Origin of the sequence: Agarivorans sp. OAG1 (genome assembly GCF_037076485.1) — a bacterium.
Lineage (GTDB): Bacteria > Pseudomonadota > Gammaproteobacteria > Enterobacterales > Celerinatantimonadaceae > Agarivorans > Agarivorans albus.
The window spans coordinates 4,577,090-4,593,074 of the sequence record NZ_AP028990.1 but is presented as its reverse complement, the minus strand read 5'-3'; the positions used below and the strand labels follow the sequence as shown (position 1 = coordinate 4,593,074).

12 protein-coding genes are annotated in these 15,985 nt (G+C 43.8%); 5 read left to right on the top strand and 7 right to left on the bottom strand.

All coding sequences use genetic code 11. From position 1 onward, the window contains the following. Nucleotides 1–5 precede the first annotated feature (5 nt). Nucleotides 6–434: an adenylyltransferase/cytidyltransferase family protein gene (locus OAG1_RS20855; protein ID WP_016400128.1), complete on the bottom strand. Its 429-nt coding sequence runs from the start codon at nt 432–434 to the stop codon at nt 6–8. A gap of 125 nt (nt 435–559) precedes the next feature. Between OAG1_RS20855 and OAG1_RS20850 the strand changes: the two genes are divergently transcribed. From OAG1_RS20850 to OAG1_RS20840, 3 genes are read left to right on the top strand one after another with little or no spacing between them, the layout of a single operon-like run. After that, nucleotides 560–1,642, top strand: a complete 1,083-nt coding sequence (locus OAG1_RS20850; RefSeq protein ID WP_338622638.1) for a glycosyltransferase family 9 protein — start codon at nt 560–562, stop codon at nt 1,640–1,642. A 14-nt stretch (nt 1,643–1,656) separates the two neighbouring features. Then, entirely contained in the window at nt 1,657–2,430 is a 774-nt protein-coding gene (locus tag OAG1_RS20845; RefSeq protein ID WP_338622636.1) for a glycosyltransferase family 25 protein, read from the top strand. 42 nt (nt 2,431–2,472) lie between these two features. After that, nucleotides 2,473–3,495: a hypothetical protein gene (locus tag OAG1_RS20840; RefSeq protein WP_338622634.1), complete on the top strand. Its 1,023-nt coding sequence runs from the start codon at nt 2,473–2,475 to the stop codon at nt 3,493–3,495. Nucleotides 3,496–3,498: 3 nt separating this feature from the next. Here OAG1_RS20840 and OAG1_RS20835 read toward each other — a convergent pair whose 3' ends face one another. Next, complete coding sequence (locus tag OAG1_RS20835; RefSeq protein ID WP_338622632.1) at nt 3,499–5,286, bottom strand: polysaccharide deacetylase family protein; 1,788 nt, start codon at nt 5,284–5,286, stop codon at nt 3,499–3,501. Between the two features lie 131 nt (nt 5,287–5,417). Between OAG1_RS20835 and OAG1_RS20830 the strand changes: the two genes are divergently transcribed. Further along, entirely contained in the window at nt 5,418–8,585 is a 3,168-nt protein-coding gene (locus tag OAG1_RS20830) for an ABC transporter substrate binding protein (protein ID WP_338622630.1), read from the top strand. A 125-nt stretch (nt 8,586–8,710) separates the two neighbouring features. Next, nucleotides 8,711–9,388: a class I SAM-dependent methyltransferase gene (locus tag OAG1_RS20825; RefSeq protein ID WP_338626452.1), complete on the top strand. Its 678-nt coding sequence runs from the start codon at nt 8,711–8,713 to the stop codon at nt 9,386–9,388. 692 nt (nt 9,389–10,080) lie between these two features. Here the strand turns inward: OAG1_RS20825 and OAG1_RS20820 are convergent. The 5 genes from OAG1_RS20820 to OAG1_RS20800 form a co-directional block, all read right to left on the bottom strand. Beyond that, nucleotides 10,081–10,488, bottom strand: a complete 408-nt coding sequence (locus OAG1_RS20820) for a GNAT family N-acetyltransferase (protein ID WP_338622628.1) — start codon at nt 10,486–10,488, stop codon at nt 10,081–10,083. Beyond that, the gene (fabV, locus tag OAG1_RS20815) at nt 10,485–11,678 is read right to left on the bottom strand and encodes an enoyl-ACP reductase FabV (RefSeq protein ID WP_338622623.1); all 1,194 of its coding nucleotides are present in this window, start codon (nt 11,676–11,678) and stop codon (nt 10,485–10,487) included. Before fabV ends, OAG1_RS20820 begins: the two co-directional genes overlap by 4 nt. Nucleotides 11,679–11,803: 125 nt before the next feature. After that, a complete protein-coding gene (locus OAG1_RS20810) occupies nt 11,804–13,447 on the bottom strand; it encodes a diguanylate cyclase (protein ID WP_338622621.1) in 1,644 nt (547 codons plus the stop codon). A 185-nt stretch (nt 13,448–13,632) separates the two neighbouring features. Then, nucleotides 13,633–15,105: a dihydrolipoyl dehydrogenase gene (locus tag OAG1_RS20805; RefSeq protein ID WP_338622619.1), complete on the bottom strand. Its 1,473-nt coding sequence runs from the start codon at nt 15,103–15,105 to the stop codon at nt 13,633–13,635. A 71-nt stretch (nt 15,106–15,176) separates the two neighbouring features. Then, a complete protein-coding gene (locus OAG1_RS20800; protein ID WP_152785351.1) occupies nt 15,177–15,905 on the bottom strand; it encodes a glutathione peroxidase in 729 nt (242 codons plus the stop codon). Nucleotides 15,906–15,985 lie beyond the last annotated feature (80 nt).

Below are 15,985 nucleotides of genomic sequence, written 5' to 3'. Positions count from 1 at the left end.
TAATCTTAGCTTTGCTCTTTATACATGTTTTCTAATACTTTTCTTAAGATTGAGCTTGATGTGTGCTCTGTATAAGAAAAGTAAACAATTTCCACGCCTATTTCTTTGAAAGAGGTTTCGAGTTTTGTCCACTTCTCGGTGCCTTTCCAATCATCACCAACAAACATTCTATCGAACTTTAAGTTGTTCCACGCTTCCATTTTGTCGTAGTTTACTTGTGGGGCAACTTCATCAACAAACTTAATCGACTCAACGATTTTTAGTCGCTCTTGAAACGGAATAATGGGTTTCTTACCTTTTGCTTGTATCGACAGTTCGTCAGTAGTTACACCAACGATAAGATAGTCACATTCTAGCTTAGCGCGTTGTAATACATTGAGGTGACCAATATGGAACATATCAAACACACCTGTGGTGTAACCAATCTTTTTCATGCTTCACTCTGCTTATTAAAAGAAACTGTTTAAGTTTTTAGTGCTCATTCTGAGGCTTAAGGAGTTCTTGTGCGATATAATACAACGATTAATTAAAGTTTGCGCTATTAGAGAAGGTTAACTACTTGCTTAAGGATAATACGTTTGGCCGTTTACTCAAATGGAGAGAGCGACTCAGCTTTTTCATTGGAAAATGGTTATTTGATAAACCAATAGCGAAATTAGAAGCAGCTCGTTCCATTCAAAGCATTTTGGTAGTGCGAGGTGATGGCAAGATCGGTGATAGCGTTGTGTCATCTTTTCTATATCGAGAGTTAAAGAGCAACAATCAACATTTAAGCATCGGCGTGCTTTGCACACCAAACTCTCGGCATTTGTTCGACGCAGATCCACATATCGATAAGGTTCACTGTTATCCCAAACGTGCTAAGTTGTGGCAGGTCCGTAGCTTGCTCTCTGAATTGCCAGACTATGATGCGGTTGTTTTTTTAGCAGAGGTATTTAAACCCCGAGATTTCTTGATGTTACGTTGCTTAAATGCAAAAGCGAATGTTGGTGTAGCGGATAACGTGGCACTAATAAATTGTAATATAGCAAGCAAGGTAGCTGGTCAGCATAGCCAGCAATATTTTGTTGAAGCCGCAAAGAGCTTAGGTTTTGCCGTGAATGACTTTAGCTATCATTTTAATCTACCCGACGTAATCGACGAGCAAGTGCTTTCGTTTTTGGGTGACAAACAAGATCATTATATAGCGATCAATGCATTTGGTAACACTTCTAAGCGTTCATTTTCGGAAGCAAGGTTGAGGGAAGTTCTGTTAGCGCTTAAGGTTCGCTTCTCTTATCCTATTGTGGCTTTGGCTTCCCCTGTTACTCAAAAACTAGTTAGTAGCATCTCTGCTTCCATTGATGGGGTATTTTGTTTAGATGGAACAGAGTCAATCGAACAGAATGCTGCACTCATCAAACATAGTAAGTTGTTTATTAGTGTAGATACAGCCACTGTGCACCTCGCACATTGTTTTAAAACCCCGATGGTAGCTATTTACCGTCAAGACCCAGCAAACTTTGCTATGTGGTCACCTAATTATCAGCCTACAAAGGCTATATTTACTCGAGCAGCGAAAACCCGTTCTGAGGAAGTGAGTATCGAGGAGTTTGATCTCGATGAGCTGCTGGATGCAGCAGTTAAGCTTTTGCATAATTAACTCAAGGTTTGTAGATGAAAATATTTGTAATTAGTTTATCCCGTTCTACAGGACGTAGAGATCTAATCACTAGGGAGATGGCTAAGACGGAATTGGATTTTGAGTTCTTTGATGCGGTCGATGGCGTTAAAGGAGAGCACCCGCTATTTCAAAAATATGACGAAGCAAGAGCTAAGTGGCAGGGCGGTGCTGGCCTTAATGCTGGTGAGTTAGGTTGCTTTGCTAGTCATTATTTGATGTGGCAAAAGTGCATCGAGCTTGATGAGCCCATATTTGTTTTCGAAGATGATGTGCTTATTCCCGATAATTTTTACGATGTGTTTACCCTGCTAGATGAGGTTTTACCACGCTATGAATACATTAAACTGGGCCGTGGTCGATTACGGTCTTTGTGGCCTGTTGGTGAGTTTGTAGAGGAAGAGTCGCTTGGACCTCTGCAGATAGTAAAATATATGCGACAAACTGATTGTGCTCATGCGTATGCGCTTACTCCCTCCGCCGCTAAACGTTTCGTGAAAAATGCCAGCTCTTGGATACATCCGGTGGATGATTACATGGATAAAGAGCAGCTGAGTGAGGTCTTACAATTTGGTGTTGAACCACGCTATGTGTTTCAGCGTGGTGAAGATTCAGATATCAAGCAAACAATAGATGAGAATACGAAGAAAAAAAAGCTGAGCACGATCAAACGTATTCGTCGAGAATATTATAGATATAGAGACAAATATGCCTGCAATTGGATTAACTATTGCTATTGGTTTAAGCATAAAACAGGTTTGTTTAAATAGAGAATTTAAGTCTTAGCTTATTAGCTAAGTAGCGGAGTATTTTTGAAGAAATATTGGATTGAGCGTGGTGGTTATGCGAAAGCTAGTGCCAAACAACAAATAGCGCGAGTAGATTTTAATAAAGTAGAACGTATCGCTATCATTCGCTATGCCGCTTTAGGCGATTTAATTCTGGTAAGGGCTTTTATTGTTGAAGCGAAGCGCCTTTTTCCAAACGCGAAAATTGTGTTGTCGGTGTTATCTCACTACAAAATTGGTATGCCCGATGATCTTGTTGATGAGATCCATGTTGTAGAAACGGCACGAGAAAAGAAACTGAGCTTATTAAAAACGCGGAAAGATATTCAAGGTTTAGGTCAATTCGATTTTGTTTTTGATCTTTCGTGTACCGCCCGCTCTCGAGCATTTCTAATGTTTGCGCAATGTCGGTTCAAAGTAGGCTTTCCTTATAGTGTTATTGAGCAAAGGGTGTTTCATGACTTTTGTGTTTTCCGCAGTGACCTTAGTACAGAGTTAAATTGTTGTATTGACCAGCTCAGAGTCTTTGGTCATAAACCCTTAGCTACTCCTGATTTTGCTTTGGAGGTTAACGAAGTGCCTAGGTTGGGCGCCAAGCAGGCCAAGATAGGTTGGTTTGTGGGGGCGTCTACGGTAAAAAAACAGTTCGACCGTGCAACCTGTCTCGCGTCAATTAAACTGGTTAATCAGCGTTACCCAGATGCCGAGATCATTTTTTATGAGGGTGTCGGTAAAGAAGAGAAAGCGGACTTTTTGAGCTCAGAAGGTATTAAAAACCTGCGAGTAGTGGAAGCTGGTTCATTAGAGTCGCTGCGTAAAGAGCTAGTGAACCTTGATGTGCTTGTTTCACCAGATACCGGTGTTAGAAACTTAGCCATTACTACGCACACACCCACTTTGGGTATTTTTATGTGTACGCCAGTCCATCGCTATTGGCCACAGATAAACGGCTTACATCAAGTCGTTTATCAGCTTGATGGAGAACACCCTTCGGCTGAGTTGATAGTAGATGGTTTGATAGACCATCTACAAGAGCTAGCTAAGTAAGCTTCAGTTGTTCTTGTTTATGGCTTTTCGGTAGGTATAGTTTCCTCTTATTTTGCGCCACAAGCCAAACTTAGTGGTGCTGGGGAACATTACAATCCGGCGAATTTGCTGTAAATCTTGGTGCAGGCCTATTGGACCGGAATCCGTGGCTACAGTATAAGCATAGCCAGCTTGTTTAGCTAAATGCTTTGTCTGCTGGCTATGATTGCCATAGGGGTACGCAAAGGTAGTGAGCTCACGTCCTAGCAAGGTCTCTAAGTCTTTTTTGTTTTGTTCTATTTGGTGCTGTTGCTCAGGCTCGCTCAGTTCAGCGAGTTTGGGGTGATTCAGAGTGTGCCCACCAATCTCTACAAATCCACTTCGGTCTATGTCGCGCATAGTTTCTGGGCTCATCAACTCAAAGCGTTGATCTGGTTTTATGGGGTGGCTTGCGTCCCATTGGTTATGGTCGGTGCCACTTACCGCATAAATTACTGCTTTAAATTGGTATTTTTTGAGTAAGGGTAATAGCAGGTCATAATTGTCTTGGTAGCCATCATCAAAAGTGAGAATGATATAGCGTTTTCCGTGATCGAAGCGATGTTCCAATCCTATTTTAGCTAACTCTTTGAAAGTAATTGGAGTCAATCCCATAGTTTTAATAGTTTGAAAATGCTCTTCTAAGCGCTCTTCTGTAACGTAAGTGCCATACACCCCGTGTTGGCTGTCATCATTTATTACCCGGTGATACATGATGATAGGTATTTCACGCTTTTTGGTGTAAACATAGGCACTTTGGTAAACGTTTAATAGCTTCTTACATACTTCATCTAAATCGTATTCAGCTTTAATACTTGTGACTAATTCGTCGCTAACGCCGGCACTAACTATTGCTTGCTTAAGCTGGTTTGCGACTGATTCATAATCTATAGCAAGTTCCGTTTTACCTTCTAAAGCAATATCGCCAAAGTTACTCTTAAGTGCTGTAGGTAGGTTATCCAAGTTGATTAATCCAATAGATTTAGCTTCGCCCACTGCAAACACCGGCTTTTGGCACAACAAGGCTTCCATGGCTACCCGCCCGGCACCAATAACCAAATCTGCTTGGCTAATTGTCGAGCGAATGTTGTCGCTGTATCCGCAAAATTCTACCTTATCTTCAAACTCAGCAAAGCGTGGCTCCACTTTACTACCGCTAATCACTTGTACTTGGTTGGCATCTAAATCAATGCATTGTTTAAGCAATTGATAAACAAGCTCGCCTTTGGGACCGGTTAATCGCCCGATGATTTGAATAATGGGTTTATCGTTATTAGCAGCGGGGAGCGGGGAAAATTGTTGGCTATCAACGCCATTGCGAACCACACTTACTTGTTCGCTAGGCACCCCTAAGTCACGAATAATTTGCTGAGCGATGTTTTCACATACTGCGACAGCATGATAACCGAGGGCGTGAAACTTTTTGCGTGAGCGGTGCACTGGTTGGCGACCATGCACACTGGTAACCATTGGCGTATTAGTTAGCTTACAGGCGATATAAGAAGACCACCCAGAAGCACGGCTATGTGCATGTACCAGTTGAATTTTATATCGAAGAATTAGATAGATAAGATACAATACGTGCCATACTCTGCGAGGAAGACTACGTTTGTTAAAGCGCAAGCTAAAGTGCTGGCCTTTATGCGGACAACTTAAGGTATCTGATACGTAAAATACTTGATGACCCCGTTGAGTGAGTCGATCGCCAACTTGGGTAGCGTAGACTTCGGCTCCGGTCACTTCGAGTTGTGATAGAGCCATCAAAATATTCATAAATATGATAGACCTTGCTGCAATTTGGTAACATATTCTACAGAAGTGACTTGGCTACGCCTAGTGATAGTGTCAAGGTCGATAAAGGCTTAATAATTGGTGATAAATGTGAAGGGTGGCCGTTTATTTTTGTGAGTAATTCATTAATAAGAGTCTATTCACTGAATCAGGTGATTAAGCCAATTTTGTTGCTGGTGTTGCTTAGTTTAGCGCTATTGTCGTTAAAAGTAGAGGCACGCACTGCTCGGGTGTTAATGCTTAACTCTTATCCTGCAGGTTTACAGTGGGATGCCAGCTTTGACAGAGGTTTGCGTCAACAAGTGGGTAATCGTTCAGTGTGGTTATTTAATCACCGAATCGAGCCAAGCCCTTCGCAAGATCCTAGTTACCGTTTAGCTCAATTCGATTTGCTTAATGAAATCATTCTTTATTACCAATTTGACTTAGTGGTGACTGTGGGCGAGCAAGCCCTACACACTGCTTTAGCCCTGCAAGATGAAGCGATACTTCAAGCGCCAATTGTGGCTGCTGGAGCCGACCTATCGGCTTATATGGGACCTAGAGAGCGGCGGATAACGGGGATTCATGAGCAGCTGCCAATGCGTGAAAATCTGTTGCTGATCCGTCAACTAATCCCGGATTTAGAAGCAATTTACTTACTAGTAGACGATAGTGAAGCTAGCAGTGATATCACCAAAGAGTTTGTACAGCTGGCAGAGCAATTTGCTATTCCTTATACCCTTTGGCAAGACCAAGACTATGAAGAGGTAAAAGCAAAAACCTCGCTGCTCAGTGCCAAGCAAGCAGTATTGTTGGGGGCTCTACAGCAATCGCAAATTGGTAATACCCAGCTTACAGAGCAAGCTGTTCAGTCTTTATCTATGGTGTCTAGAGCACCTATTTATAGCCTATGGCAGCATGCGATAGGTAATGGTGCGGTGGGTGGTTTTGTTAGTTTGCCGCAACCATTGGGTCAGGCACTTGGTGACACCGTGTTACAAGTGCTGCAAGGCACTGATGTACGCGACATCGCCATTAGTGCCCGTGGACCTCAAACCTATTTGTTTGATAATAAGCAGCTAGTCCGTTGGAAAGTATCGCGCGGTAACTTGGCCGAGAATAGTCATTTTCTTAATCAGCAAGCTTATAAAACCTTGCCACAGCGTTATCAAGGCGCTTTGTTAGTGGGCATCACTTTGCTACTTGCTAGTTTGGCTATTTACGGAGTTTGGCGAGCTTTAACCCGCACTCAACGAGAGTTGGCGGAGCATGAGCAAAATCTTCAGTCAGTATTTACTTTTACCGAGCAAGCCAGCGCTCTGTTAGACGAAAATGGTCACGTACAGTTGTTAAACCAAGCTTTGATGGAGTTACTCGGCGAGCGAGCAAATTACATCGTGGGTAATTCCTTGCTTGATAGCCATGTGTGGCAACATCAAGTGCCTTTAAAACAGCAGCTGCGAGATGCCATTGCTAAAAGTTTAGCCGGTGAAAAAGTCAGATTTCAAGCGGAGCTAAACCTTGAGAGCCGCAATGTACTTTATGATTTTGCGCTAACTCCACAAAGCGCCACCAACGGTATTGTTGAACAAGTATTGCTCGAGTTGCGAGATTTAGAGTTAATTCAGTTAGAGCATCGTCAGCTTAAACAAAGTGAGCAACACTATCGTTTGTTGTTTGAGCAAAGCCCGGCGTTGTTAATGTTGGTGAACCGCTTGGGGGTAATTGTTTGCTGTAATCAAGTGGCTGCTAAACATCTTGGCATGTCTAAAAAACAATTGGAGTTATCTCAGCTTCGTAGTTTGTATGCCGAGCAGTCTCAGCAAGTATCCTTGTTAGAATATCTTGAAGGGATTGGCAGTAATAAAGTTACCCGACAGATCGCCTATAACAATGGTGATAATAAGCAGCTTTGGTTTAAAGAATCTTTTGTGCGAATGGCAGAAGAAGATTTATTCATGTTGGTGTGTGAAGACATTACTGCTACCCGTAGCTTGGCAGAAGAGCTTGATTTTCATGCCAATTTTGACCTGCTCACCGGCATCTATAATCGAGGATTCTTCGAGCGACGTTTAGAGTTGTTACTTAACTCTTCGCTATCTGGTGAGCAGCAACACGCTTTGCTCTTTATCGATTTAGCCCAGTTTAAAGTGATTAACGATACCTTTGGTCATGGTTCGGGCGATCAGGCCTTGAAGCAAGTCGCCGGAGTATTGGAACAAATGATCCCAGAGTCTGCCGTGGTGGCTCGTTTGGGCAGTGATGAGTTTGCCATTTTACTTGAAGATAGCTCGCAACAAGGTAGCTTAGATTTCGCTAACTTGGTGATTGACCGACTAAACGATACTCACTACGTTCGTGATGAGCGGATGTTCAGCTTTGGTTGCAGTATCGGCGTAACCCTATTCCAGCAGCAGCAGGGTTCTTCTCAAGAGGTATTGGCCCAAGCTGATAACGCATGTTTCACTGCAAAATCTTTAGGCCGAAGCCGCGTTTATTTATATCAAATGGACGACCAGATGTTGCTTGAGCGCCAAGGACAGATGGAATGGGTAACCCGTATTCAAAAAGCGCTACGTGAAGAAAGATTCTTATTGTACGCGCAAGCTATTGTGCCGGTTAAACCGAGTGAGAGTGATTACCTCCACTACGAAGTACTATTAAGAATGATCGATGAAGAAGGCCGAGTAGTGCCTCCTGGGGCATTTTTACCTGCGGCAGAAAACTACAACCTCGCTGATCAAATTGACCGAGTTGTCATTCAAAAAACATTACAGTGGCTATCGGAAAACCCTGGGCATTTAACCCGTCTTAATATGTGCTCAATGAACCTCTCTGGGCAGTCTTTAGGCAGCGCAGAGTTTGTTGCTTGGCTGCTGCAAACGCTGGAAGATAGTGCCCTGCCAATGAACAAGCTCTGTTTCGAGACCACGGAAACCGTGGCGATTGCTAATTTGGACGTTGCCACCGAGTTCTTTAACAAGGTGCGTAAATTAGGCTGTAAAATTGCGCTTGATGATTTTGGCTCTGGTTTATCATCTTTCGGCTACTTGAAAAACTTGCCCATCGATTACCTCAAAATCGATGGCATTTTCATTCGTGATTTAGAAAACGACCATATGGATGCCGCCATTGTAAAAAGCATTAATCAGATGTCTCATGTGATGGGTAAGAAGACCATTGCAGAGTTTGTTGAGAACGAGGCTATCAACAAGGTGCTGGCCGACATCGGAGTCGATTTTGCGCAGGGTTATCATTTTGGCAAGCCCGTTCCTATTGAGATGTTGGTCCTGAACTAAGCATCATCTGTTAAACTTGTTTTATTTCTTTATGGAGCCCTGCCTTGGACAGCCAGCAGCCACGTTTGTATTGTGAGCAATCCGCCGACACTGACTACGCCAATAGCTTAATAGAGCGCTTTGCTATGCAGCGATGTGAACAGCTGCCAGAAACCGGTTTTTGCTTGGTGCTAGATGGTGAGAGCTTAGCCTTACGCTACTGCGATGAGGCTAAATTGGGCGACGTTAAAGTCGACTTTCTAGCGGGCCGTGTTGCCCATCGCCGTCAATATGGTGGTGCGGAAGCGGTGAGTAAAGCGGTTGGCGTTAAAAAAGGTCAACGCCCCAGTGTTATAGATGGCACGGCGGGTTTAGGCAGAGATGCTTTTGTATTAGCCAACCTGGGTTGTGAGGTCACCATGTTAGAGCGCTCCCCCTGGGTGGCAGCCTTACTTGATGATGGATTACGACGTGCTAAAGCAGACGCCGATATTGGCTCTTGGGTTACGGAGCGAATGCGCTTGATATACGCAAGCAGTATTGATGATCTTGCTCATCAGCAATTACAGGCCGACGTGGTTTATTTAGACCCCATGTATCCTCACCGGAAAAAATCTGCACAAGTTAAAAAAGAGATGCGAGTTTTTCAGCTACTGGTAGGTGCCGACTTAGATGCAGACTTGTTGTTGGAGCAAGCGTTGAAAGCTGCGCAAAAACGGGTAGTGGTAAAAAGGCCCAGCTATGCAGAACCTCTAGCAGGTAAAGTTGCCAATAATCATTTAAGTACTAAAACCCATCGCTTCGATATTTATTCACTGATTTAGTCGCTTGCTCACTGACCGTGGCTTTGTCGAGCTGATAAGTGATAAAGCCACTTAAATAATCGTTTTATCCCTTGATATTGCTCAACTTTTTTCACGCAATTCGCTGCTTTTTTCAACTTGGAATTATCGAGTTGAAATAGCAATTATTTATTAAAAACAGTTGCTTAGGCTTGGTGTGCAATCAAATGCAACGATTCTTTGATCTAGATCACGGATGCCTCTAATTTAAGTGAGCTCGATCTAGTTTCTTGTGATTGACTGGGAAAATGCTTGCATCAAGAAAACGCTATCATTACTCTATTTCCATCGTTCCAAGGATTGGCGCGATATCGAAAGAAATAAGATCTGACCTTTGTTGACCGACAGAAAAATTGGAGAAGCCATTGCTTCTCCTTTTTTTTCGCCTGCAATTTGTGGGGAGGTTGTTACTAGGGTCTATTGAGCTTTGCTGATGGTTTTTGCAGCAATTTATTAGCCATTTAGGCAAGGCAGTGAGTGAGCAGTTAAGTGGGCTTAATAATCACTCGCTAACGCTGAATAAATGGCTAAGAAATGCTGCCCGAAGGATTCGGGTAAGCGAACTTTACTCTTTGTTAAGCACTTCTTGCTTAGCCCACTAGGCTTCTAAGTGCTCGCCGCGATTAAAGCCCGCTTATCTCGAACAAAATTTCAACACCAAAGATCAACAGACCCTAAAGTGCTTTTGCCATTTTTACATAGTCAACGCCGTGTTTATCAAACACTTCACTCGTCACTAAAAAGCCTAAACGTTGATAAAAACCAATAGCGCTGCAACGTGCGTCAAACCAAAAACTAGTTAATGGTTTACCCGCTTGTTGTTCAACCATGTAATTGAGCATTTTGCTTCCGTATCCTTTCCCTTGGTGCTCTGGCAAACAGGCAAATTTACGCAGCCGAATCTCGTTTCCACTAGTAAATAACGAAGCCACCATGATGAGTTGGCCATTAAGGTAAGCACCATAGTGCTCACCAGTGTCATCTTCAGGTACTCGGCAAAACGCTAAATCATGGCTTGGCCATAGTACTTGTTGGCGAATTGCTAGGGTTTGTTCAGCGCTAATTGTGTGAATGTCTATCATGGTTTGAGCTTGCTTAAAGCCTGTACATCGCAAGGTTGCTGATAGTCTACCCCAGCTACTGCAAAGCCATTTAGTCGTAAAAACGCTGTTTTGTAACCGTCAAAATCGGTGGTTTGTTTGAAGTTATCCGCTGTGACCGTGGGGTATCTTAAGTCTATTTGCTGTTGCACCTGTGGGCTTAGCTCTAGGTCGTCAATACGAAGCTGATTTAGCGTGTCTAATCGAACTTGACCATCTTGTGGATAGAGGTGTTGGCTAAATAATCGATAAGCTTGCTCAATGCATTCTTCGTGGCTGCCCTGCTCTTTCATTACTTTGTACAGTAAAGATATATAGGGCGACATTACCGGGATATAGACACTGGCTTTTGTTACCAAGGCTTTACATACACAAGCGTAGGCATGGCCACTTACCTGCGTTTGCAGCTGTTTATCCAGCTCTTGTGCAGTGACATGTAGGTGCTGTTTAGCTCGGCCAATGGTGCCATCGCGATAAATCGCGGCGGTGCGCTCTGGCCCTACGTAGGAATAAGCAATGGTATTGCAGCCTTGGGCTAGTACATCGGCTTGTTGCAGTGCATCTATCCAGTTTCGCCATTCATCGCCGCCCATGACTTTAGTGGTGGCTTCCACTTCTGCAGCATTGGCCAATTCTACCGTTTGCGGTTCTAGCTGTTCGGTTTCTAGGTTAATGCTTAAGCCATGTAGCGGCGCATCGGTGGTTTTTAGTACCGAGTGCCATTGTCCTGATTCGGTTTTGCGCTTACCCGTTGCCAAGCTGTAAATCACCAAATCAACTTTGCCGCCAAACTCTTGCTTAATGAACTCAATCACTTGGCTACGCATGGCTGGATCAAAAGCATCACCGATAAAGTTTTTTGCCACTAAACCCTGTTTCTCGGCGAGTTCTTTGCAGAAAATATTATTGTACCAGCCGGCACTGCCCAAGCCTTTTTCATTAGGGCCGCGCTCGAAGGATACGCCAATGGTATCGGCTCCTCCTGCTAAGGCTAAACTTAAGCGAGAGGCTAAACCAAAGCCAGAAGAGGCTCCCAAAATCAGCACCTTTTTTGCGCCGCTTATGGTCGCTTGTTGTTGAATATAATCCGCTTGTTGTTGCAAATAGGCTTTACAGCCTGGCGGATGACAATTGCGAGCGATATTGCCCGTTAATTGTGGGGAAATAAGCATGGTCAACTCCATGAGAAAAGTTATGCAACAAGTTTAGTGGATGTCTTAGACCAGTAAGTTACACCATATCAAGCTATTGCTCGACTCCTATTGCTGCAAAAGTCAGCTCGAAAGATAAACAGCCCCTAGGGTTGTTGATTAAGCGCAACTAGCTTGGATTTGCGTTTGCGTTGGGCTTTTTGTTGGTACATGGTCATATCTGCTCGGTAAAATAACTGTTCTGCGTCTTGGCAATCATCGGTGCTGGCGCTGCCAAAGCTAATACCACTTTGCGCGGTGCCATTTAGTTGGATAATTTTGTCGGCAATGGCTAGTTTTTCGTCAATCTCACTGCAAGATAAGGTGTCAGAAAAGGCCGCAAACTCATCACCGCCAATGCGGTAAAGTTTAACTTGGTCGCTGAGCACCATGTTGAGCGCTTCAGCCACCAGCTTAATTAGCTTATCGCCTTCTTGGTGGCCGGCATGGTCATTAATGCTTTTCAGATAATCAATGTCGACCAAGGCGAGGCTGGTGTGATGCTCTTCATCAAATTCAATATTGCTTACATACTCGTTAAAGGCATAGCGGTTTTTTAAGCCAGTTAGGGCATCTAAACGAGCAGCATCACGCTCTTCACTCAACTGCTTGGCGACTAACAAGGACTCTAAGGTGAGTCGCTTAAATTTGTAGTGCAACGCCAGTGACATGAACAAGGTGCTAAAAATACAGCTAAGTAGAATGGATAAGTCGGCCGCCAACAAGGTGGTGGTGTTTTTAGGCACAACGGCCATTGCTAACAGTAACGCGGGTATTAGTAATAGTAGGGTTGATAGTATGAAAAGCTGCGCCTGTTTCGAGCCTTGACGCCAGCATTGTAAAGCACTAGAAAGCGCTAATACTACCCAAAGCAAGATCACGCAGTAGACCAAAATTACCGCCCAATTTACCCAAATAACCGCAACCGGAATACTGAGTAAACACAATGCAATTAGGTAGCGACTTGCTAGCCACAGCTTCGGTGCATATTGCTGTAAACTGAGAAAACGGCAGTAAAACAATACACTAAAGATTGGAATCAATAGCACGGGTAATAGGTGTACCTGAGTAATGCGTAGATGCAATAAGTGCGCAGCAACATGGAAAACCAAGGCCAAAGCTAGAGTAATAGAAAATAAGTAGCCGCTGAAGTAAGCAAATACGCGATCTTGTTGAACTAAGCCAACTGCACCGTTGTAGATGGCCAAAATCAGTAAACCGCCTAAGCACAAGGTAATCACACTCGCTCGCCAGTGGTAAAGCTGGCTCAAGTCTGACTTGTGACCAAAGCTGAGCTGCGGTTGTTCGGTATAATATTGACTAGATATGCGGGTAATCAGCCAGTATCCGCCTAAACTGGGCGTATCAATGTGGCGGGCATAGCTAAATAAGTACTCATAAGGGTGTAGGTAACCACTGCTAAGATGACGCATTTGGTTACCTTCTGAATAAAGGTAGTAATCAATGTTTTCGATAATTGGGCCGTCTACGCTGGCTATCCATTGATTTGGTTGAGAGATATTTATTTTTTTTACTAGCCAATAGCTGCCGCCACTAAGTTTTACCCGATCAACTTGGCTCAGTTTATTTAGCCAGCTAGGTATATCACTGTAGCGGTGCGGTAATACTTGTTGGTCTTCTGCTAAGTAGATTTGCTGTGAACTGGCATTCAAATCGGCAGCAATTGCAGGCTTATAACAGGCCAAATATAAAGTTAGAGCTAAGCTAATAAAAAATCTAAAAGCAGACATAAGCGTTTGTATCGTTCATCCTTGTTTCAACAAAGCTGCAAATAGCATAGAGCAAACTACCCGTAATGATAAGCTTTGTTGGCAATAGTTGGATGCTAACATATTTATTGATTTTTTAGTCACTTAAATGAAAAAAGCCCCATGGCGTTTAACCACAGGGCTTGTTTTGTAGCGTTTTCTAGGGCTTAGCTACCCACTCCACACTCCATGCAGGCATCAATCATTTCTGGACCAAGGTGCAACTTAGCATTTAGGTCGCGTAATGCTGTGCGAACGCCTTCTTCGATCACTGGGTGATAAAACGGCATATCCAGCATTTGTGAAACCGTCATTTTAGCTTGATGTGCCCAAGCCAATAAATGAGCTAAGTGTTCGGCATTTGGGCCGATAATTTCTGCTCCCAAAAAGCGCCCCGTGCCTTGTTCACCATATAAGTGAGCAATGCCTTTGTTTACTAACATCACTCGACTGCGGCCTTGATTTTCAAAGCTTACTTCGCCAACTTCAAAGCAACCACAAGAGCCTAAGCGTTTTTCAATATCGCGGTAGCTTTCGCCCACCATAGCAATTTGCGGATCGCTAAATACTGCTGCTATTGGCGTGCGACGTAAACCAGCGCGAACTTCTTTACAACGTCCGGCGTTATCGCCAGCAATTTTGCCTTGGTCGGCGGCCTCGTGCAGCAGAGGGATCTGGTTACTAGCGTCACCGGCAATAAAAATATGGCTTATCGATGTTTGCAAAGTGTAGTGGTCGGCAACCGGCACACCGCGTTCATCAAGCTGTATATCTAGCTTATCTAAACCCAGTTTATCGGTATTAGGTCTACGCCCAGTAGCAGCAACGAGGTAATCAACTTCAGTTTCAACTGTTGCACCTTGTTTATCGATATAGCGAAGCTTGACCCCATTTTCACTGCGCTCAATTAACTCAACCTTAGCGTCTGAATCTAAATAAAACTCTTCGGCGTATGTGGTATTGGCATAATCAGTTAAGGCTGGGTCGGTAAGTGGGCCTACTGCGCCACCCACACCAAACATTAGTACTTTTACACCTAAACGATGTAAGGCTTGACCAAGCTCTAGGCCAATTACGCCTGGGCCAAATACCGCAATCGATTCTGGTAGGGTATCCCATTCAAAAATATCGTCATTTACCAACAAGCGGTCACCTAACTCGGCCCAAGGTGCTGGAAAAGCTGGGCGTGAGCCGCTAGCAATAACAATGCGCTTAGCTTCAACTAGAGTGCTTGAACCATCGCTATGCTTAACGTTAAGTTGGTTCTCAGTAACAAATTCGGCGTAGCCATCTAGCTTGTGCTGAGCATCGATGCCTTCTACAGACTCCAATACAAAACCCACAAAGCGGTCGCGTTCAGATTTTACCCGTTGCATCACGGCGTGGCCGTCAATCTGCGGCTTACCCAAGTTAACCCCAAATTGGGCTGACTTTTCATATTGATGGGCATTTTCAGCAGCTGCAATTAGCAATTTACTTGGCATACAACCTACCCGAGCACAGGTAGTGCCATAGGGGCCTGCTTCAATCATTAATACCGAATCGGTATGCTCTTTTGCGGCGCGGTATGCGGCTAAACCTGCGGTTCCGCCACCAATAATGGCTACATCTACAGATTGCTTAACTTCTGAATTTGACATGATAACTACCTTTGAAACCTGCGAATTGGGTTGTTCAGGCGAGTAGACCGTCTCGCCTGAATTTTAATTGCTTAAGCTAAGTAAGCTTCTAGCTCTTCACTACCGCCAATGTGTTTACCGTCTACAAATACTTGTGGAACAGTGCTGCGGCCGCTAATTGCTTTAAGACTTACGCTGGTGGCGTCGGTGCCTAGTATTACTTCTTCAAAAGCCATGCCTTTGTCATGCAGTAATTGCTTAGCTTTGGCACAGAAAGGACAACCTGGCTTGCTAAATACACTAATTGCAGAAGGCTTTTTAGCGTCGGCATTAATGTAGTTAAGCATGGTGTCGGCATCTGATACTTCAAACGGGTCGCCTGCAACATCTGGCTCAATAAACATTTTTTCGATTACGCCGTTTTTCACTAACATAGAGTAGCGCCAGCTGCGTTTGCCAAAACCTAAGTCGTTTTTGCCCACTAGCATGCCCATGCCTTCGCTGAACTCGCCGTTTCCATCTGGAATTACAGTAATGTTTTCAGCTTCTTGGTCTGCTAACCATGCATTCATTACAAAAGTATCGTTAACGCTTAAACATACAATTTCATCAACGCCGTTCTCTTTTAGAACACCAGCTAGCTCGTTGTAGCGTGGTAAGTGTGTTGATGAACAAGTTGGTGTAAATGCACCAGGTAGGGCAAAAACAACCACGGTTTTATCTTTGAATAACTGCTCTGTTGTAATGTCTACCCAAGCATCGTTTTGACGAGTATGAAAAGTAACACTTGGTACATTTTGGCCTTCGCGATTCTCTAACATATCTTTCTCCGTAAACTCTAATAAGGTGTGTTCGTTTGATGGGTCTAGTATCAATTTTTCGCAGTGATTTGTAAAAGCAA

What these genes read in the sequence shown, in the direction of transcription:
- OAG1_RS20855 (WP_016400128.1), bottom strand. Translation starts at nt 434, where the DNA reads ATGAAAAAGATTGGTTACACCACAGGTGTGTTTGATATGTTCCATATT.
- OAG1_RS20845 (WP_338622636.1), top strand. Translation starts at nt 1,657, where the DNA reads ATGAAAATATTTGTAATTAGTTTATCCCGTTCTACAGGACGTAGAGAT.
- OAG1_RS20835 (WP_338622632.1), bottom strand. Translation starts at nt 5,286, where the DNA reads ATGAATATTTTGATGGCTCTATCACAACTCGAAGTGACCGGAGCCGAA.
- OAG1_RS20825 (WP_338626452.1), top strand. Translation starts at nt 8,711, where the DNA reads ATGCAGCGATGTGAACAGCTGCCAGAAACCGGTTTTTGCTTGGTGCTA.
- OAG1_RS20820 (WP_338622628.1), bottom strand. Translation starts at nt 10,488, where the DNA reads ATGATAGACATTCACACAATTAGCGCTGAACAAACCCTAGCAATTCGC.
- fabV (WP_338622623.1), bottom strand. Translation starts at nt 11,678, where the DNA reads ATGCTTATTTCCCCACAATTAACGGGCAATATCGCTCGCAATTGTCAT.
- OAG1_RS20810 (WP_338622621.1), bottom strand. Translation starts at nt 13,447, where the DNA reads ATGTCTGCTTTTAGATTTTTTATTAGCTTAGCTCTAACTTTATATTTG.
- OAG1_RS20805 (WP_338622619.1), bottom strand. Translation starts at nt 15,105, where the DNA reads ATGTCAAATTCAGAAGTTAAGCAATCTGTAGATGTAGCCATTATTGGT.
- OAG1_RS20800 (WP_152785351.1), bottom strand. Translation starts at nt 15,905, where the DNA reads ATGTTAGAGAATCGCGAAGGCCAAAATGTACCAAGTGTTACTTTTCAT.